This window comes from Lentzea sp. JNUCC 0626 (assembly GCF_043632865.1).
Classification (GTDB): domain Bacteria; phylum Actinomycetota; class Actinomycetes; order Mycobacteriales; family Pseudonocardiaceae; genus Lentzea.
This window is the reverse complement of the sequence record NZ_CP171635.1, coordinates 10584951-10602950: the sequence shown is the minus strand read 5'-3', so window position 1 is coordinate 10602950 and position 18000 is coordinate 10584951. Positions and strand designations below refer to the sequence as shown.

Below are 18000 nucleotides of genomic sequence, written 5' to 3'. Positions count from 1 at the left end.
GCCGTCAAGACTATCGACGGGGTCTGACAAAAACAGAAAGGGTCAGGTCAGGACCACTTGGTCGCCGTCGACCTTCACCGCGACGGCCTTCAGACCGGTCGTCGCCGGCCCCTTCTTCACAGCACCGTCGGCCGCGGCGAACTGGCTGCCGTGCGAAGGACACGTGATGGTGCCGCCGGACGGTTCTCCGACCATCGAACCCTGATGCGGGCACGACGCGTCATAAGCCTTGACCTCAGTAGCCGAAATGCGCGCCACGACGATCCTCTTGCCGCCCGGCGCGTCGACCACGGCACCGCCTCCCTCCGGCACGTCGGCCAACGCCACGAGAGCGGTTCCAGGCGTTCCGGCCGAGGTCGGTTCGGACCCTCCGGAGGTCGGGGAAGAGCTGGAAGGACTCGTCGAACTGCACGCCGTCACGAGCCCGCTGGGCACGGCGAGGGCAACCGCGATTCCGCACAGAGCCGCGCGCCTGCTGACCGGGCTTTCGGTGTTCACGACCGATCCTCCGTGGTGGTGGGGGTGTTCGGGGTTACACCACAGCATTACGCGGATCGGTCAGCGAGAGTTCATTCAGGAGCCCAACGCACAGCAAATGCACAGGTCTCAGGCGAGCACCAGATCGTCCCCGGAACGCACGACGGCGACCTCCACCAGACCGGAAGTCGCAGGTCCTTTGCGAACAGAGCCGTCAGAAGCGTCGAAAGCGCTCCCGTGCAACGGACAGGTGATGACGCCCTGGGCAGGCGGATTCACGAACGAACCCACGTGCGGACAAGAGGGGTTGAACGCCCGAAATTCACCCGATCGAGGTTGCACGACGAGCAGTTGGGCATTGCCGGGCATGTCCACCAGCAATCCCGAGCCCGAAGGCACAGAGGCAACGGCGACCACCCGGTCACCGGCGCGAGCGGTCCCGACACCGCCCGTCTTGCGAGGAGCAGGCTCGCCACACGCGCTCAACGCCGCAGCGAGCCCACACAACAACACGGTTCGACGATCCAAGCCATCCACGAGCACCGATTATCGGCGCTGGTCCTCCGCGGCAGCCGTCCGGGCCAGCGCGAGCACGGCCGTGAACGGCGGGAACCAGTGCCGCGAGTGCGACGGCGGGTTCGCCCACCTCAACGACCCGTAGCGGGTCATCGTCGGAGGAAGCGCGATCCGGTGCGGCGACCGCACGAACTGGACCTCCGGCGGCGCCTTGAGGTGCGTCGGGAGCAACGCCACCAGCTCGGCCAGGAAGATCCAGTGCTCGCGGGGCCCCGGAATGACCGTGACCGGTCCGGCGAGCATCCGCGACTTCAGGTCGGCCAGCACTCGCGACCCGATCCGCGCCGGCATCGCCAGGGCTGTCGTTGCGGGACCCAGGGGCAGGAAGACACCCTGCTCGGTGACGCTCACCTGCCATCCGAGCAACCGGTAGCCGGCGACGGCCTCCCCGATCGCACGGGCGTGTCCCCTGTTCTGTGGGATACCGGCAGTACCGGTCTCCGCGGTCGTGAGGCTCATCGGCGGTTGTCCTCCCCGTTGGTGGGTCAGGCACTGGCCACGCCACGGGGATCGACCCGCAGCCTGACGTTGTGCAGGGTGCTTCTCAGTTCCCGCCAACACCACTCGGCTGCTGCATGAGCCTCATGCAGCAGGCGTATGAAGCTCATCCGCCAGGCGGGGGCACCAGGACTGCGACACGCGAATCCATTACGTCTTATGCATGAGATGGATGGACTGACGATCACACCTCCGTACACTGGGGAAACGCTCAGTGACGGGGGCGAGGCCGATGGATTCAGCGACACCCAGATCCAGACGCGCTTGCCCTTGCGGGGCGTTCATCGCCGCCGACAACTCCGATCGGCTGTGTCACCGGTGCCGCCGCAACGCTCGTGCGGACGTGCACGGACCACCTGAGGTCCCGAACGACTTCTGGGACCACCCCGCGATCGCGGCGGCGTGCACCGACCGCGACATGGGCGCCTTGATCTCCGCTTACCGGCACCACCCGCAGCACCTCAGCCGCGTCACGCAGGACCGCATGGCGGGGTGGCTCGGCATCAGCCAGGCGCAGCTCTCGCGTTACGAGTCGGGCGAGAACCAGATCGACCGACTCGACCGGTTGCGCCACTTCGCGCTGGTGCTCGGTGTCCCGGGCGAACGACTGTGGTTCGACCGAGTCGTCATCCCAGCTCAGGTGGGCTCCCCCGACACGGGCCCGCCAGATGTGCTCGCCGCCCCCTGGGAGGCGACGAGCATTGCCCGTTCGGTCGAGGAGACGGCGAGGAGCGACTTGGCGATCAGCAGACGAGCGGCGCTCGCAGGAGCTGCCGCGGTGACGGTGGGGTCAGCACTGGTCGAACCGCTGCAGAGGTGGTTGCACCCGCTGCAGAACCTGTCGAAGTGGTCGTCGCACTCGGCGATCAGCGAGGAGGAGCTCTTCGCGTTGCAGCGGGTGGCCGACGGCCTGCGCGGCTGGGGTGGCCGCGGCGGCTTCGGTCTGGCCCGCAAGGCGGTGCTCGGCCAGCTCGACGAGCTCGCGGAACGGCTGGGGCGCGCCCCGTCCGGCCCGACGACGGAACGCGCGTTCTTCATCGGCGCCGAACTGTCGAAGGTGGCGGCGAGCATGTCGTTCGACGCGGGCCTGCACAACGCGGCCCAGCGCTACTACGTGCTGGCCATCCGCATGGCCAAGGCCGGTCACAACGACGGCTTCGCGGCCCTCTGCCTGGCCGCCATGGCGAGGCAGATGTTCGACCTGGGCCGCCCCGAGGACGGCTTGGAGCTCGTCCAACTCGGCCAGTACGGCACCCGCCGCACCGGCACCCCGACCCTGAAAGCCCTGCTCCTGACCCGCGAGGCCTGGGCCTACGCGAGCATGGGCAAGACCCGCGAGTTCCACCAGGCCGTGGGCATGGCGCAGGACAGCTTCGCCCAGCGGGACGCGGACAACGAACCGCGCTACCTGCACAGCTTCGACGAGGCCGAGCTGGAGGGCGTCATCGGCGCCCGCTGCCGCGACCTCGCCATGCACGACCCAACGCAGGCGGTGTTCGCCGAACAGCACATCCGGCGAGCACTGGAACTGCGTGACCCGTCCAAGGTGCGCAACCGCGCCTTCGACGTGATCGGACTGGCGCGCACCAAAATGGTCGCGGGAGACCCGGAGGCAGCGTGCGGGTTGATCAACGAGGTCCTGCCGACAGCGGCGAAGCTCTCCTCGGGGAGGGTCCTCCGCAAACTGGAGGACTTCGCGAAGGAAGCGGCACGGCACCGCCACATCCCCGCCGTCCAGGACACGCGGGACGCGATCAGAGCGATACGGACCGCTTGATGCGCGTAGGCATCACCGGCCACACCAACCTGGTCCCCGAGTGCGTCCCCGCCGTCCAGGAAGCCATCACCGAGACCCTGTCCCGGCTCGGCGGCTCCCTGGTCGGCGTGACGTGCCTGGCTCCGGGGGCCGACCAGCTGTTCGCCCGTGCGGTGTTGTCGTTGGGGGGTGAGGTGGAGGTCGTGCTGCCGGCTTTGGACTACCGGGACAAGCTGAAGCCTCATCAGCTCGCCGACTACGACGAGCTTCGGGCGGCGGCGACTGTGGTCAGCGTTTTGCCGCACATGTCTTCTGGGCGGCTTGCCTATGTGGCGGCCAACGAGCGGATGCTCGCGTCCGTCGAGGTGTTGGTAGCTGTGTGGGACGGGGAGCCTGCTGCGGGCAAGGGCGGGACGGCGGACGTGGTGGAGCAGGCTCGGGCTTCGGGTGTGCCGATCGAGGTCGTGTGGCCGGCGGAGGCACGCCGGAAGTCGTAGCGGCGGCGAGCGGGTGCGGCAGGCAGGCTGGCGCGGGGGTCCTCTCGGAGGACCCCCCGCGACCAACAGCAACGCCGAAGGCGAGCCGACACTCTTGGCTGCACCGATCAGCCGGTATCGGTGACGTACGAACCCAAGTCGGCCACCTACGCGTGGGATTGGGGCTTGACTTTGGGTGCGAGGTGCTACCACTCGTGGCTCGGCCGGGCGCTTTTCAGCCCGGCCCTTTCCGGCCGACCAGCGCCTCGCAAGGGCCCCGAAGTCAAGCCCCAATCCCTATCGACGCGCCAGCGGCGATGCCCGGACCACGCCCGTCCAGGTCTCCGGAACCACCGCACCCACGCGAGACGACTAGGCCGAGTGAGGGAAGTTCGTCGGCAACCGGACCAACTCCCCTCACAGGCCTAGCCCAGCCCACCCCGCTTGATCACGATTTCGGGGCATGGCAGCCGATCCGTTCGCCCGCCTGGCCGACCGCCAGCAGTCCCTGCGAACAGCCCTGCGAGCCCTCCAGACAGCAGGCCCAGGCAGCCCGGACTTCCCCACGCTCCTGACCACCACGAACGACCACGTGCAGGCCGTGATGCAGGCCCGCAAGGACGTGGAAGCCGCCAGGCTGACCGTCCCCAACCGCGCGATCGCCGCCGCCACCACCGCAGCGGCCTTCGTCGTCGCCATCGGCTGGTTCGACGCCTGGTCCCTGCTCTCCCTCCTGGCTGCTGTGGCCACCGCGGCAGCGGTACTGGTGGACCCCACGGGCCCGAGGCTCTGGGAACCGCGGGCGCGCACGACAGCGATCACGGCCGCGCTGGCCGCCACCCTCCTGACCCCGATCGCGAGCGGCTGGGCGACACTCGTCACGCTGGCGGGCATCGCCTGGTGGGCCTGGAGGACGCTCAAGTGAACATCGACCCGGTCAAGGCACTCGACGACAAGATCGAGCGGCTCAAGAAGGAGTTGAAGTCGCTCGAGACCCGCATCGACAACGCCCAGACCGACGCGGCGCACCAGCAGCTCAGCCAGGCCAACCAGCTCAAGGACTCGAACCGCAAGCTCACGAAGACCACCGACAAGGTCACGGAGCTCGCGGAGAGCGTGCATCGGCTCGAACGCCTTCTGGTGGCGCTCAACAGGAAGGTGCGGGCCGGCGAGACGCGCAAGGCCGACTTCGACGAGTGGCCTGAGATCGACGACCTGGACCTCGCCAAGATCCTCAAGGGGCAGGAGGCCTACGCGCGCAGGAGTTTCACGCCGCAGGAGGCCAAGGACACGCGCAGGGCCATCGCCGAGTACGACAAGGCGGCGCAAGAGGCCATCGAAGCCGCCGAGGCCCTCACGCATCTGCCACCGAACGCAGAGGCGTTGTGGCGCAACAACTACAAGCAGTGGAAGGCGATCCAGAACGCCGAACGGCCGCAGCCGCCGGACGACGACACGCATGCCAAGGACAGCGTTGCCAAGTCGACCGGCAACGAGGCCATCAAGCACGCACGCCAAGTCATCCGCGCACGGATCGAGGACGCGGTCGCGAGCGATCTGTTGTTCCCGGCGTGGTTCGAGAACCTGCTCGGGCCTGCCGCACCTCCTGGCAGAGCGGACGATTGGCTTTACACCGCAACGGATGTCGTGCTGTACCGGTTGCTGCACAAGATCACCAGTCCGGCGGACGCGCTGGGGCCGGTGCCCGACGAAGAAGGGCACCGCAAGACCCTGCACGACCGGCTGACCGGCGAGTGTGCGGACTACCGCAGACCGTGAAAATCCCAGGCAGGGCGCCTCTGCCCGGGCAATCAGGTCACGCCAGCTCCAGGCTGAAACGCTGCTGCGCGGTGTCGACCGCGAGCACCTTCACCTGGACCGAGGAACCGACCTCGGCCTGCTGTCCGTGCAGAAGTCCGTGTGCACCAGCGGGGTGCTCGACGAACGATCCGAAGGGAACGGTCGAGACGACCTTCCCCGAAAAGACATCACCAACGTTGGGAAGCATTGCGCATCACCTCCTCTCCCGTGCGCACGTTCCGAAAGAACGAAGCGCGGGGGCTGGAGGGGCCCTGATCAAGTCAGGGCCGGGCAACCGTTCCGCTCACGGCACAAGGCCGACCCGGCAGTCATGCCGAGAACCTTAACCATCGCAGGCCGTTGTCCGCAACGGAATCTAAACTCACCCCCATGCTCGAGACGTCCGCGCGGTTGTTGAAGCTCCTGTCACTGCTCCAGGTGCGGCGCGACTGGACGGGCCCGGAACTCGCCGACCGCCTCAGCGTGGACGTCCGCACGATCCGCCGCGACGTCGACAAGCTCCGCAGCCTCGGCTACCCCGTCACGTCGCTGCCCGGCGCGGCCGGTGGGTACCAGCTCGGCGCCGGTGCGGAACTGCCGCCGCTGCTGCTGGACGACGACGAAGCCGTGGCCGTGGCGGTCGGCCTCAGAACCGCCGCGAACGGCACGGTCGCGGGCATCGAGGAGACGTCGATCCGCGCGCTCACCAAGCTGGAACAGATCCTCCCGAGCAGACTCAGACGACGCGTGCAGGCCCTTCAGACGCACACCACGCCCCTCAACGCCGCAGGCCCGACCGTCGACTCCGAAACGCTGACGATCATCGCCGCCGCCTGCCGCGACCACCAGCAACTCCGTTTCGTCTACGCGTCAACGCAGGGCGAGCCGTCCAAACGTCTCGTCGAACCCCAGGGGCTCGTGCACACCGGACGCCGCTGGTACCTCGTCGCCTGGGACGTGTCCAAACAGGACTGGCGAACGTTCCGGGTGGACCGCATCCCCGAAGAACCCACCCTCGCCGCCCGGTTCGCCCAACGAGAGCCCCCAGCAGAGTCGTTGGCCGAGTTCGTGTCGCGGCAGGTCTCCTCGAACGTCTACACCTACCAGGCCGTCCTGACGATCCACGCGCCGATCAAGGAGGTCGCCGAACGCACCTCCCCCATGGCCGCGTCGCTGGAACCAGTCGACGACCACTCGTGCCTCATGCGCACCGGAGCCGAGTCGCTCGACCGCATGGTGTTCTACCTGCTGTACCTCGGCCTCGACTTCGACCTGCACGAGCCGCCCGAACTCAAGGAGCACATCAAGATGCTCATCACCAGAATGCAGAAGGCGGTCCGAGCATGACGACGGACTTCGCGACCGCCGTGGACCCGTTCCGGCGAGAACTCCTCGCACACTGCTACCGCATGCTCGGCTCGTTGCACGACGCCGAGGACCTGGTGCAGGAGACGTACTTGCGCGCGTGGAAGGCGTACGGGAACTTCGAGGGCCGCTCGTCGGTCCGCACCTGGCTCTACCGCATCGCCACGAACGCCTGCCTCACCGCGCTCGACGGCCGCACGCGCCGCCCGTTGCCGTTCGGGCTCGGCACGCAAGGCTCGACGCAGCAGGACGATCTCACCCAGGACCACGAGATCCCTTGGCTGGAGCCGTTTCCGACCGACCCGGCCGCGATCGTCGGCGAACGGGAGTCGACGCGGCTCGCATTCGTGGCGGCCCTGCAACACCTTCCGCCGAGGCAACGCGCGGTGCTGATCCTGCGCGACGTGCTCCGGCTCAGCGCGGCGGAGACGGCCGACGAGCTGGACATGACGGTCGCGGCCGTCAACAGCGCCCTGCAACGTGCGCACGCGCAGCTGACAGACCTGACCGAGGACCAGGTCACCGAGCCCGCGGACGCCAAGGACCTGCTCGACCGGTGGGTGAAGGCGTTCGAGGCCAAGGACATCCCGGCGATCATCGGCATGTTCGCCGAGGACGTCGTGTGGGAGATGCCGCCGTTCCCGCAGTTCTACGTCGGGCCCGAGATGGTCGCGTGGCACCTCACCAACCAATGCCCGTCCGTCCCGCACGGCGCGCGCATGATCGTCACGCAAGCCAACGGCCAGCCCGCGTTCGGCCTCTACCTCAGGGAGCAGGACGGCGTGTTCCGGCCGTTCAACCTCCAGGTGCTGGAAGCCGGGAACAACCGGATCACACGCGTCTCGTCGTTCTTCGACCTCAGTCTGTTCCCGAAGTTCGGGCTGCCTTCGCACGCATGAACTCGGACCGGTCCAGCGGACGGTTCACCACCCGCATGTCGCCGACCCAGCCGTGCAACGACTTCTCCACGATCTTGTTGTACGCGTAGGCACCGACCAGCCACGGGTCACCGGCCGTGGAGATGCCGCGCGCGGGCGTGGACGGGTTGCGCAGCAACGGGGAGCCGTCGACGAACAACGTCGTGTGCGTGCCGTCGTTGACCACGGCGATGTGCCACCACGTCTCGTAGTCCATCTCATGACCCCAGTTGGTGGAGATGCCCGGCAGGTTGCGCGGGAACACCGCCCACTGCAACTGGCCGCCGCCGGCGACGTTCAGGGTGGCGATCGGCTCGCTCGGGTCGTCGCCGGTCTTGCCGGCGGCCGAACCGGGCGCGAGCTTCGTGAACAGGCCGCACCACGGGTGGTTGAACCCGTTGGGCAGCTTCAGGAACACCTCGATCGTGTACCCGCGCTCGAACGTCTCGCGGTTCAGCGGCGCGCTGTCCACAGTGGTCAGATAGCCGTTCTTGCCGAAGAACAGCGACTTGTGCGACGGCGCGAACCGGCTGTGGTCGTCGGTTGCGGTCAACTCGCCCGTCTGGCGCAGGTCGTTCCCCTTGCCCGACAGGTCCTTCAAGCCCTCGCCGAGCCGCCAGTACGCGAGAGTGCCGCGCACCAGCACGTCCCGAACCGGCTGCGGCGCGGGCAGCACGGGCGGGTCGAACCGGGCGAACCGCTGCTCGAAGTCGATCGGCACGCTGAACCGGTCGGCCGGGCCGGTCAGCTCGGTCTCCTTGCGCTCCAACGGGTTGAGCGCCTTCTTGCCGAGCAGCCACGGCGACAGCGTGCGCACGTCGATCGTGCCGCGGTCCAGGTCGAAGTGGTAGAAGCGGATCATCGCGCCGCCGCCGTAGTAGCGGTCCTGGTAGTTCGCGATGTGCACGTGCACGTCGTTGCCGGCGGTGTTGCGCATGACCGTCCGCGCGGGCGGCCAGAAGTGCCCGTTCAACGTCAGGAAGATCTGGTCGTTGTCCTTGATCAGCTCTTCCCACAGCCGCCGCCCGTAGTCGGACATGGCCGCGACGCCGTCACCGCCGTCGAACACGAGCTCGTGGGTGGTGAGGATGACCGGCAGCTTGGAGTGCTTCGCCAGCACCGACCGCGCCCACTCGAACCCCTTGGCCGACATGCGCCAGTCCAGAGCCAGCACCAGCCACTCGCGACCGGCCGCGCGGAACACGTGGAACGAGTTGTAGCCGTCCGCGCTCGCCCCGCGGTACGTCGGCGACTGCCGGAACCGCGCGGGCCCGAACCGGTCGAGGTACGGCGTGCGCCCGCGCTGGTCGTCGAGGCGCGAGTCCGGCACGTCGTGGTTGCCCGCGAGCACGCTGTACCCGACGCGCCGCCGGTCGAGCACCTCGAACCGCGCGCTGATGTCGTCGATCTCGCTCTTCTGCGCGTTCTCGACGAGGTCGCCGAGGTGGCTGATGAAGACGATGTTCTCGGACTTCTGCCGGTCGATCAGGTACTGGAGCGTCGCCTTCAACGGCGCCGAGTCACCCCGGTCGAGATCGAACATGTACTGCGTGTCCGGGATCACGGCGAGCGTGAACCGACGCGACTCGGGGTCGGGACGCCCGTGCGAGACAACGTTGTCAGCCTCGGCGGAACCGGGCGTGACCAGGGCGGCAGCGGCGGCGGTCGCACCGGTGCCGAGCAGGAAGGAACGGCGAGACGCGGTCATGGCGCGGACTGTAGGTGCGCCCGGCCAACGCGAGGAGAACGGAAGGAGAAACCTGCTCGACCCGATCTGTAGCCTAGCTAACTATGTCCTGGGGGTTGCTCGTCGCGGCAGGTGTGATCGTCGCTTTCGGAGGGGTGCTGCAGGGCCTGATCGGCTTCGGTCTGGCCCTGGTCGCCGTGCCGCTGCTCGCGTTGCTGGACCCGGCACTGGTCCCGGTGCCGGTCCTCGTGATCGCCTGCGCGCACGCACTGCTGTCGCTGGTGCGGGAGTTCGGCCACGTCGATTGGCGCGGCGTCGGCTGGGCGATGCTCGGCCGGTTGCCCGGCACCGTGGTCGGCATCTGGATCGTCGACTCGCTCGACACCAAGAGCTTCGGCATCGTCGTGGGCGCGGCCGTGCTGGTGTGCGTGCTGCTGTCGGTCACGTCGTGGCGGCCGCAGCCGACACCGCCATCGCTGATGACGGCCGGGATGGCGAGCGGGTCGTTCGGCACGGCCACGTCGATCGGCGGGCCGATGATCGCGCTGGTCTACCAGAACCAGGAGGGGCCGCAGGTGCGGGCGACGCTGGCGGCGTTCTTCACGCTGGGGTCGATCGTGTCGATGACCGGGCTGAGCATCGCCGGGAACGTCACGCTGCACCAACTGTGGAGCGGGGTGCTGCTGATTCCGTTCCTCATCGCCGGGTTCCTGCTGTCCGGGCCGTTGCGGAAGAGGTTCGACGCCAAGGGGGTGCGGACGCCGATGCTGGTGGTGTCCGGGGTGAGCGCGGTGGTGCTGATCGTGCGGAGCGCACTGCTGTGAGGTGGCGGCACGACCGCCGCCACCTCACCTCAGATCAGGCGAACGGCTGAACGTTCGGCTGGAACACCTGGCCGTCGGTCGGCGCGACCAGGTCGACCAGGTACTTCGCGACGACCGCGTCCGTTCCGGCCGAGCGGCCCAGGATGCAGTGGCCGAACGCGTCCACGCTCACCAGGCGCGCGTTGCCGAGTTGCTTGGCCATGCGCTGGGCGAACAGGTACTGCGTGGCCGGGTCGTAGTAGTTGCCCACGACGACGATCGGGTTCGGCGTCTTCTTGTGCCACGGGCCGGTCCAGCGGTCCGGGTTGCGGGCCGGCCAGGTGGCGCAGGTCAGCAGGTCGGACGCGGCCTGGTAGCGGCCGAACGTCGGCGACTCCTTCTCCCACTTGGCCGCGGTGGTGGCCCAGTTGCGGGTGGTGCGGGAGAACGGCTTGTCGATGCAGTTCACGCCGTAGTAGGAGTCGTCGGCGGTGTACGGGGTGTCGGGCAGCGGGTCGACGTCCCAACGGCCACCGGCGTTGGCCAGCGGCGGCGCGAGCTCCACAGTGGACTGAACCGACATCGCGAGAGAGGGGTTCAGCGCTGCGTGGATCGACTGCAACCACGCGGCCAGCGGCGCGATGCGGGCGATCGAGTACAGGTCACCGGCCACGCGGTTCACGACGTCGGACAGCGTCACGACGACACCACCCGGCAACGTCGCGGGGCCCTTGGCCAAAGCCGCCTTCATGGCCTCGAACTTGCCCCGAGCGTCACCGGCGAAGGCGCACTTCTCGGCACCCGCACCATCACAACGCTTCAGCATCGCGTCGAGAGCGATCTCGAACCCGCGGGCGCGCTCGCGGTCGTACTGCGCGCCATCAGAAAGACGCAGGCGCGGGTCGACGTTGCCGTCGATCACCATCGCGCGGGTGCGCTGCGGGAAGATGTTGGCGTAGGTCGAGCCGATCAACGTGCCGTACGAGAAGCCGACGAAGTTGAGCTGCTTGTCCCCCACGGCTTCGCGCATCACGTCGAGGTCGCGTGCGACGGCCTCGGTCGACATGTGGTTCAGCAGCGGACCAGCGTTGATCTTGCAGTAGTCCGTGTAGGCCTTGGACTGCCGGATGGTGCTGTTGATCTCCTCAGCAGTACGCGGCAACGAGTACCAGCCCTCGTTGACCGCCTCGGCCTCCTCCTGGGTGCGGAAGCACCGCATCGGGGCCGACCGCGCGACACCACGAGGGTCGAAGCCGACGACGTCGAAGCGGTCCAGCACGGACGCCCCGAAGTAGTTCTTGGCGATGGCGCCGCGGATCAGGCCCGAACCGCCAGGGCCGCCGGGGTTGAGGAAGATCGTGCCGATCTTGCGCGCCGGGTCGTTGGCCGGGCGCTTCATCATCGCGATGCCGGTCTGCTCACCGCGCGGGCGCGAGTGGTCGACGGGCACTTCCTGGACGGCGCACGACAGCCGCGCGCGCTCCTCGGGGGTCACGGTGGCGGGAAGCGAGGCGAGCACGTCGGCCGCGCACTGCCCCCAGGCAGCGGGTCTGACGGGAGAGGCCTGGGCGGTGCCCACGCCGGAGACGATGGTGCCGAGCACGAGCGCGCTCGCGAGCACCACACGCATGGAAGTTGACGTCACGGATGCACTTCATCACTCACCGTGCACCGCGCACACCCGCCTATCGTCGGGTTGTGGCCCGACGACAGGCGGGGAAACGCACTTAGAACGGTTGCGCGTTCGGCTGGAAGACCTGACCGTTGGCAGGTGCCACCAGATCCACCAGGTAGCGCGTCACGGCGGCGTCGGCGCCGGCCGAGTCACCGAGGATGCAGTGCCCGAACGCGTCGACGCTGATCAGCCGGGCGTTGCCGAGCTGCTTCGTCATGCGCTGCGCGAACAGGTACTGCGTCGCCGGGTCGTAGTAGTTGCCCACCACGACGATCGGGTTCTTCGTCTTCTTGTTCCACGGGCCGATCCAGCGGTCCGGGTGGCGGGTCGGCCACGTCGGGCACGTCAGCAGGTCGGACGCGGCCTGGTAGCGACCGAACGTCGGCGAGTCCTTCTCCCACTGCGCGGCCGTGGTGGCCCAGTTGCGGTTCGTGCGCGCGAACGGCTTGTCGATGCAGTTCACCGCGTAGTACGAGTCGTCAGCGGTGTACGGCGTCTCCGGCAGCACGCGGACGTCCGCGCGACCACCCTGGTTGTTCAGCACCGGAAGGTCCACAACGGACTGAACGGACAAGGACGCAGCCGACGGGTTCTGCGCGGCGTGGATCGACTGCAACCACGCGGTCAGAGCCTTGAACGACGTCGGGCTGTACAGGTTGCTCGACGTGCGGCCGACGACGTCGGTCAGCGTCACGACAGCGCCACCGGGCAACGTCGTGGGCGCCTTCGACAGCGAAGCGCGGATGTCGTCGAACTTCTTGCGCGCGCCACCGGCGAACGCACACCGTTCCACCCCAACGGAATCACAGCGCTTCAGCATCGCGTCGAGAGCGATCTCGAAGCCCCGCGCCCGCTCCTTGTCGTACTGCGCGCCGTTGGTCAGCCGCAGCTGCGGGTCGACGTTGCCGTCCAGCACCAACGCCCGCGACTTCGACGGGAAGATGTTCGCGTAGGTGGCACCCAGCAACGTGCCGTACGAGAAGCCGACGTACGTGAGCTGCTTGTCCCCCACGGACTCGCGCATCGCGTCGAGGTCACGGGCGACGGCCTCGGTCGACATGTGGTTCAGCAGCGGACCGGCGTTGATCTTGCAGTAGTCCGTGTAGACCTTCGACTGCCGGATCGAGGACGCGATCTCGTCCTTGGTGCGCGGCAACGCGTACCAGCCCTCGTTGACCGCCTCGGCCTCCTCCTGCGTGCGGAAGCAGCGCAGCGGCGCGCTCCGGCCCACACCCCGCGGGTCGAAGCCGATGAGGTCGAACTTCTCCAGGATCTCGGGCGTGAAGAAGCTGGAACCGTAGGCGCTGTAGATCAGTCCGGCGCCACCGGGGCCACCGGGGTTGATGAACAACGAGCCGATCTTCTTCGCCGGGTCACCGGCCGGGCGCTTCATCATGATCACGCCGGTCGTGTCGCCGCGCGGCCGCGAGTGGTCGACGGGCACGACCTGGATCGCGCAGCTGACCCTCGTGCGTTCGGCGGCGGGGATCTCGGCGAGCACGTCCGCCGCGCAGGGCCCCCAGGCGGCTGGCTTGGCCGAGGCGGGCTCGGCCTGGGCAGACGCGCTGCCCAGGCCGGTGATGACGGTGCCGAGCGCGAGCGCACTGGCGAGCGCCACGCGCACGGCACGCGATGATGCAGGTCTCATCGACCCAGCCCACCACTCCGGCTGAGCTACCAGTACCCGCCTATCGTCGGGTTGTGGTCCCGCTTACACGGCCCGCGCCAGCGAGACGGCGAACCGCCCCTCGGCGTCGGTCCACCAGCGGTGCAGCGAAAATCCGGCGTCTTCCAGCTCTTGCCGCACGCCTTCTTCACGGAACTTGGCCGACACCTCGGTCCGCAGTTCCTCACCCTCGCGGAACTCGACGGTCAGCCCGAGCTCGGCCAGACGTACGGTCATCGCCCGTTTCGCCCGCAGCCGCATCTCGATCCATTCCTGCTCGGCGTTCCACAACGCCACGTGCTCGAACGCCTCGACGTCGAAGTCGCCACCGACCTCGCGGTTCAGCACGTTCAGCACGTTGCGGTTGAACTCCGCCGTCATGCCCTGCGCGTCGTCGTACGCCCGCACCAGCGTGCCGGGGTCCTTCACCAGGTCGGTGCCGAGCAGCAGCCACTCCCCCGGTTCCAGCACGTCGCGGACGGTGCGCAGGAACTTCTCCCGCTCCTCGGGGATGAGGTTGCCGATCGTGCCGCCCAGGAACGCCACCACCCGCGGTGACTCCCCCGGCAGCAACGACAGGTGCTGCGTGAAGTCGCCGACCACGCCGTGCACCCGCAGCCCGGGGTAGTCCGCCATGATCGCGTGCGCGGCCTCGGTCAGCGCCGACACCGACACGTCCTGCGGCACGAACTCCTTCAGCGTCCCGTGCTCCCGGAACGCGCTGAGCAGCAGCCGGGTCTTCTCCGAGGATCCGGAACCCAGCTCCACCAACGAGTGCGCGCCCGTGGTCGAGGCGATCTCGCCGGCCCGCTCGGCCAGCACCTCGCGTTCGGCACGGGTCGGGTAGTACTCGGGCAGCCTGGTGATCTCCTCGAACAACACGCTGCCCGCCGCGTCGTAGAACCACTTCGGCGAGACCCACTTGGGGTCCGCGGTCAGTCCGGCCCGCACGTCGGCACGTAGCGCGTGTGCGGCGTCCTCCGGCTTGAGATGAACGTCCAGCACCGGCTCGGTCATAGTGGTCGAACCTCCACAGTGGATGGAACGGCGGTGACCACGTGCCGGTCGGGGATCTCCCGCCAGCCCGGGTCGTCGTCGAGCGGTTCGGACGCGAGTGTCACGCCCTCACCTCGTTGCAGCACCCACAGGGCGTGTGTCCACGTCGTCCCCACGAGCACTTCTCCGTTGGTCAGCAAGAAGTTCAGCCGCGACTTCGGTGCCGCGTCCGCCACCTCCCGCACGAGTTCAACCAGCGTGTGAGCCGGATCCTTCCCGGTCTCCAGACGGCGCTTCAGGACCGTCCACAACAGAGCGGAGTCGGTCGGCGCGTCCATCGTCAGCAGGTCCGTCACGTCCAACGCGCGCGCAAGCCCCGCCACGGTGTGCGGCCAGCCGTCGATGCGGCCGTTGTGGCTGAACAGCCAGGTGCCGTCGGTGAACGGCGCGCAGGCCGCGTCGCTCACCGGCATCCCGACCGTGGCCGACCGCACCGCCGCCACGAACGCACCGGAAGAAACCGAAGCCAGCTGACGCAGGTTCGGATCGCTCCACAACGTCCCCGCGCGCCGGTACCGCACCGGGCCGGGGAACCAGCCGACGCCGTAGCCGTCGACGTTCACGGTTCCCCCGGCCCGCATGTCGCGCGGCGCGTAGGACTGGTGCTCCAGCGAGTGCGGCGCCTCGAAGAGCGGGCCCCCGATGGGCACGGCTGCGCCCAGGTAAGCCAGATGGCGGCACATCGGCCTAGGCGTCCCTGGCGCAGCGGAAGCCGGCGAAGATCTGCCTTCTGATCGGGTAGTCCCAGTTGCGGAACGTCGAGCGGATCGCCGACTTGTCGGTGCCGAACGAACCTCCGCGCAGCACCTTGTAGTCCGGCCCGAAGAACACCTGGGAGTACTCCTCGTACGGGAACACCTCGAAGCCCGGGTACGGCCCGAAGTCGCTCGAGGTCCACTCCCAGACGTCACCGATCAGCTGGTGCACGCCCGCAGGCGAGGCCCCGGCCGGGTACGCGCCGACCGGAGCCGGACGCAGGTGCCGTTGCCCCAGGTTCGCGTGCTCTTCGGTCGGTTCCTCGTCGCCCCACGGGTAACGGCGCGTCTTGCCCGCGGCCGTGTCGAAGCGGGCCGCCTTCTCCCACTCCGCCTCGGTCGGCAGCCGCTTGCCCGCCCACGTCGCGTAGGCCTGCGCCTCGTGGAAGCTCACGTGCACCACGGGTTCGTCCGGCACGATCGGTTCGGTCACACCGAACGCCGTGCGCACGAACGAGTTCTCCTCGCGCTGCCAGAACCGGGGCGCCACCAGCTTCGCGTCGACGCGGTGCTGCCAGCCCTCGTCCGTCCACAGTCGACGGTCGTCGTACCCGCCGGCCAGGATGAACTGGGCGTACTCGCCGTTCGTCACCGGGGTCGTGTCGATGAAGAACGAGTCGACGTGCACGGCGTGCGCCGGACGTTCGTTGTCCAAAGCCCACGGTTCGTCCGAAGTGCCCATCTCGAACGGTCCGCCCGGAATGAACACTTCCGTTGTGGGCACGAGACTTCCGGCGGGCGGTGACGGCGCGTGCAGCACCGGGTCGCCCTTGCGCAGCTGGTGCGTCGCGAGCATCGTCTCGTCGTGCTGCTGCTCGTGCTGCACGATCATGCCGAACGCGAACCCGTTCTCGACGAGCCGGCGCCCCTGCAACGGCACCTTCTCCAGCACGTCGAACACCTTGCCGCGCACGTCCCCGACGTACTGCCGGGCCTCGCGCGGGTTCAGCAACGGCAGCTCGGGCCGCACGCTTCTCGAAAACTTGAACGCGTCGTAGTACTCGTCGATGTCACTGCGCACCGGTTCGCGTCCGCCGACGTCGCGAACGAGCCACAGCTCTTCCTGGTTGCCGATGTGCGCCAGGTCCCAGACCAGCGGCGACATCAACTTCGAGTGCTGCCGCACGAGGTCGTGCTCGTCGACGGCGTCGGTCAAGGCGATGGAACGCGCGCGCGAGCGCAACAGTTCCCCCGCCACCTGCTCGCGGAGTTCTTCAGTCACAGCTTCCCCTCAAGCTCACGGCTGATGGTGCTGATCTGCTCTGCAGAAAGACCCGTGCGAGGCAACGCCTCGACACCCAGCGCCACAACGTCCTTCGCGGCACGCGCGATGCGTTCGTCCGCCATCCCGTGCCGTGCGGCCACGAGCCACCGCCCGGCGGCCCGTTCCGTCGCCGCCAGCACACCGTCCACAACGGACGGATCGCTGAACAGCGCGACGAGCAGCGCACTCGGCGCGACCCACCCGCCAGGCGCGGGCGTGTCGAGATATCTGATCTCCAGGTACCCGCGCGGCCGAACCGGCGGGAACATCAACGACATGTGGTAGTCGAGGTCGTCACTGGTAGGGGCACGGTCGTGTGCCCCGTTTATCCAGTCCGCAAACGTGAAGCGGCGCGCTGGAATCCAATTGGGACCCGGCCCGCGCACGACGATCACGGGCGTGTCCAGCACTCGGCGCGCGTACGCCTGAGCCGGATCGGCGCACACAGCCGCAGGTCTGGTGCGCACGGGATCGCAGCCGTACAAAGCTCTCATCCGGGCCGAGGCCCAGCCCTCGTGCATCCCTCCGATGCTCGGCGAGTTCGCGAACAACGCGATCATCACCGGCCCGAGCTGGTGCACGGCCGCCCACCGGTCCTGCACGTACTTCGCCTCACCGAAGTCGAGGCAGACCTGCAACCCGGCGGTGTTGCACATCATCGAGATGCCGTCGAGCCCGAGCGCGCCGAACGCGTGCTCCATCGCGGCGTACCGCGGCACCTGCAACATGCGCGTGGGATGTCTGTGCTGGTCAGCGCCCTTGTCTCCGAGCACGAGACCATGCGCCGAGAGCATCTCGGTGAGGTGTGAAATGTCCTGGGAGACCGTCCGGAAGAGGTCCGGGAGGCTGGTGCAGGGAGGAGTGGAGATCTCGACCTGCCCGCCCGGTTCGACGGTCAGCGGGGTGCCGCTGGGAAGCGGCCGCTGGGGACTGTCGGGCACTAGCGTGGGTGGTGCGTGCTCGCCGAGTGCGGTGGCGAGCCGGTGTCGATCGAGGACCTGAGCAGGGTCTTCGGCGTGGTGGACGGTCCACTCCAGCTCCACACCGAAAAGCCTCGGAGGCCCGTGCTTGAAACAGACCGAGGCGACATATGCCTCGGCCTCGGCGCGGTCGGCGAATCTCGCCGGCGCCGGTTGGTCACGCAACGCAGTCACGCTGCCACACTCCCCGTGATCGTCTGGCCCGTTCGACGCTACACGCGGGGTCTGACACTCGCAGCCCTCAAATCC

Annotated in this window: 18 protein-coding genes; 7 read left to right on the top strand and 11 right to left on the bottom strand. The window is 68.3% G+C overall.

Annotation, left to right across the window (positions count from 1 at the left end; all coding sequences use genetic code 11):
• Positions 1-42: 42 nt before the first annotated feature.
• From JNUCC0626_RS49540 to JNUCC0626_RS49530, 3 genes are all read right to left on the bottom strand, one after another.
• Positions 43-498, bottom strand: coding sequence for a Rieske (2Fe-2S) protein (locus JNUCC0626_RS49540; RefSeq protein WP_394617537.1), 456 nt, complete (start codon positions 496-498; stop codon positions 43-45).
• Between the two features lie 108 nt (positions 499-606).
• Positions 607-894 carry a Rieske (2Fe-2S) protein gene (locus tag JNUCC0626_RS49535; protein ID WP_394617536.1) on the bottom strand — a complete coding sequence of 96 codons (288 nt, stop codon included), beginning with the start codon at positions 892-894 and terminating at the stop codon, positions 607-609.
• Positions 895-1023: 129 nt separating this feature from the next.
• A complete protein-coding gene (locus JNUCC0626_RS49530) occupies positions 1024-1512 on the bottom strand; it encodes a hypothetical protein (protein WP_285641239.1) in 489 nt (162 codons plus the stop codon).
• Positions 1513-1894: 382 nt separating this feature from the next.
• Here JNUCC0626_RS49530 and JNUCC0626_RS49525 point away from each other — a divergent pair, with 382 nt between their 5' ends.
• The 4 genes from JNUCC0626_RS49525 to JNUCC0626_RS49510 all read left to right on the top strand — a co-directional run bounded on the left by JNUCC0626_RS49525 (position 1895) and on the right by JNUCC0626_RS49510 (position 5562).
• The gene (locus JNUCC0626_RS49525) at positions 1895-3328 is read left to right on the top strand and encodes a helix-turn-helix domain-containing protein (protein ID WP_394617535.1); all 1434 of its coding nucleotides are present in this window, start codon (positions 1895-1897) and stop codon (positions 3326-3328) included.
• Positions 3328-3804 carry a hypothetical protein gene (locus JNUCC0626_RS49520; RefSeq protein ID WP_394617534.1) on the top strand — a complete coding sequence of 159 codons (477 nt, stop codon included), beginning with the start codon at positions 3328-3330 and terminating at the stop codon, positions 3802-3804. The genes JNUCC0626_RS49525 and JNUCC0626_RS49520 overlap by 1 nt, the downstream gene beginning before the upstream one ends.
• A gap of 442 nt (positions 3805-4246) precedes the next feature.
• Positions 4247-4708 (top strand): hypothetical protein, encoded by a 462-nt coding sequence (locus JNUCC0626_RS49515; RefSeq protein ID WP_394617533.1) that lies wholly within the window; start codon positions 4247-4249, stop codon positions 4706-4708.
• A complete protein-coding gene (locus tag JNUCC0626_RS49510; RefSeq protein ID WP_394617532.1) occupies positions 4705-5562 on the top strand; it encodes a hypothetical protein in 858 nt (285 codons plus the stop codon). Before JNUCC0626_RS49515 ends, JNUCC0626_RS49510 begins: the two co-directional genes overlap by 4 nt.
• Before the next feature lie 37 nt (positions 5563-5599).
• On the opposite strand, the gene JNUCC0626_RS49505 is transcribed toward JNUCC0626_RS49510, so the two are convergent.
• Positions 5600-5791 (bottom strand): S1 RNA-binding domain-containing protein, encoded by a 192-nt coding sequence (locus tag JNUCC0626_RS49505; protein ID WP_285641232.1) that lies wholly within the window; start codon positions 5789-5791, stop codon positions 5600-5602.
• A 182-nt stretch (positions 5792-5973) separates the two neighbouring features.
• On the opposite strand from JNUCC0626_RS49505, the gene JNUCC0626_RS49500 reads away from it, so the two are divergent.
• Together JNUCC0626_RS49500 and JNUCC0626_RS49495 are read left to right on the top strand one after the other, a co-directional pair.
• On the top strand, positions 5974-6930 hold the full coding sequence (locus JNUCC0626_RS49500) for a helix-turn-helix transcriptional regulator (protein ID WP_394617531.1): 957 nt from the start codon (positions 5974-5976) through the stop codon (positions 6928-6930).
• On the top strand, positions 6927-7847 hold the full coding sequence (locus JNUCC0626_RS49495; protein ID WP_394617530.1) for a sigma-70 family RNA polymerase sigma factor: 921 nt from the start codon (positions 6927-6929) through the stop codon (positions 7845-7847). Before JNUCC0626_RS49500 ends, JNUCC0626_RS49495 begins: the two co-directional genes overlap by 4 nt.
• On the opposite strand, the gene JNUCC0626_RS49490 is transcribed toward JNUCC0626_RS49495, so the two are convergent.
• The gene (locus JNUCC0626_RS49490; RefSeq protein WP_394617529.1) at positions 7807-9573 is read right to left on the bottom strand and encodes a LamG-like jellyroll fold domain-containing protein; all 1767 of its coding nucleotides are present in this window, start codon (positions 9571-9573) and stop codon (positions 7807-7809) included. The genes JNUCC0626_RS49495 and JNUCC0626_RS49490 overlap by 41 nt on opposite strands.
• 83 nt (positions 9574-9656) lie before the next feature.
• Here JNUCC0626_RS49490 and JNUCC0626_RS49485 point away from each other — a divergent pair, with 83 nt between their 5' ends.
• Positions 9657-10376 carry a sulfite exporter TauE/SafE family protein gene (locus JNUCC0626_RS49485; protein WP_394617528.1) on the top strand — a complete coding sequence of 240 codons (720 nt, stop codon included), beginning with the start codon at positions 9657-9659 and terminating at the stop codon, positions 10374-10376.
• 34 nt (positions 10377-10410) lie between these two features.
• Here JNUCC0626_RS49485 and JNUCC0626_RS49480 read toward each other — a convergent pair whose 3' ends face one another.
• The 6 genes from JNUCC0626_RS49480 to JNUCC0626_RS49455 form a co-directional block, all read right to left on the bottom strand.
• A complete protein-coding gene (locus JNUCC0626_RS49480; protein ID WP_394617527.1) occupies positions 10411-11985 on the bottom strand; it encodes an alpha/beta hydrolase in 1575 nt (524 codons plus the stop codon).
• Positions 11986-12082: 97 nt separating this feature from the next.
• Positions 12083-13678, bottom strand: coding sequence for an alpha/beta hydrolase (locus tag JNUCC0626_RS49475; protein WP_394617526.1), 1596 nt, complete (start codon positions 13676-13678; stop codon positions 12083-12085).
• Positions 13679-13741: 63 nt separating this feature from the next.
• Positions 13742-14713, bottom strand: a complete 972-nt coding sequence (gene egtD / locus JNUCC0626_RS49470; protein WP_394617525.1) for an L-histidine N(alpha)-methyltransferase — start codon at positions 14711-14713, stop codon at positions 13742-13744.
• A complete protein-coding gene (egtC, locus tag JNUCC0626_RS49465) occupies positions 14710-15435 on the bottom strand; it encodes an ergothioneine biosynthesis protein EgtC (RefSeq protein WP_394617524.1) in 726 nt (241 codons plus the stop codon). Before egtC ends, egtD begins: the two co-directional genes overlap by 4 nt.
• Positions 15436-15439: 4 nt before the next feature.
• Positions 15440-16729 (bottom strand): ergothioneine biosynthesis protein EgtB, encoded by a 1290-nt coding sequence (gene egtB, locus JNUCC0626_RS49460; protein ID WP_394617523.1) that lies wholly within the window; start codon positions 16727-16729, stop codon positions 15440-15442.
• Positions 16726-17925 (bottom strand): glutamate-cysteine ligase family protein, encoded by a 1200-nt coding sequence (locus JNUCC0626_RS49455; RefSeq protein ID WP_394617522.1) that lies wholly within the window; start codon positions 17923-17925, stop codon positions 16726-16728. Before JNUCC0626_RS49455 ends, egtB begins: the two co-directional genes overlap by 4 nt.
• Positions 17926-18000: the final 75 nt, after the last annotated feature.

Bases quoted from the DNA above. Each gene is read 5' to 3' on its own strand.
- JNUCC0626_RS49530 (WP_285641239.1), bottom strand. From the start codon at position 1,512: ATGAGCCTCACGACCGCGGAGACCGGTACTGCCGGTATCCCACAGAAC.
- JNUCC0626_RS49520 (WP_394617534.1), top strand. From the start codon at position 3,328: ATGCGCGTAGGCATCACCGGCCACACCAACCTGGTCCCCGAGTGCGTC.
- JNUCC0626_RS49515 (WP_394617533.1), top strand. From the start codon at position 4,247: ATGGCAGCCGATCCGTTCGCCCGCCTGGCCGACCGCCAGCAGTCCCTG.
- JNUCC0626_RS49505 (WP_285641232.1), bottom strand. From the start codon at position 5,791: ATGCTTCCCAACGTTGGTGATGTCTTTTCGGGGAAGGTCGTCTCGACC.
- JNUCC0626_RS49500 (WP_394617531.1), top strand. From the start codon at position 5,974: ATGCTCGAGACGTCCGCGCGGTTGTTGAAGCTCCTGTCACTGCTCCAG.
- JNUCC0626_RS49495 (WP_394617530.1), top strand. From the start codon at position 6,927: ATGACGACGGACTTCGCGACCGCCGTGGACCCGTTCCGGCGAGAACTC.
- JNUCC0626_RS49490 (WP_394617529.1), bottom strand. From the start codon at position 9,573: ATGACCGCGTCTCGCCGTTCCTTCCTGCTCGGCACCGGTGCGACCGCC.
- JNUCC0626_RS49485 (WP_394617528.1), top strand. From the start codon at position 9,657: ATGTCCTGGGGGTTGCTCGTCGCGGCAGGTGTGATCGTCGCTTTCGGA.
- JNUCC0626_RS49480 (WP_394617527.1), bottom strand. From the start codon at position 11,985: ATGCGTGTGGTGCTCGCGAGCGCGCTCGTGCTCGGCACCATCGTCTCC.
- JNUCC0626_RS49475 (WP_394617526.1), bottom strand. From the start codon at position 13,678: ATGAGACCTGCATCATCGCGTGCCGTGCGCGTGGCGCTCGCCAGTGCG.
- egtD (WP_394617525.1), bottom strand. From the start codon at position 14,713: ATGACCGAGCCGGTGCTGGACGTTCATCTCAAGCCGGAGGACGCCGCA.
- egtC (WP_394617524.1), bottom strand. From the start codon at position 15,435: ATGTGCCGCCATCTGGCTTACCTGGGCGCAGCCGTGCCCATCGGGGGC.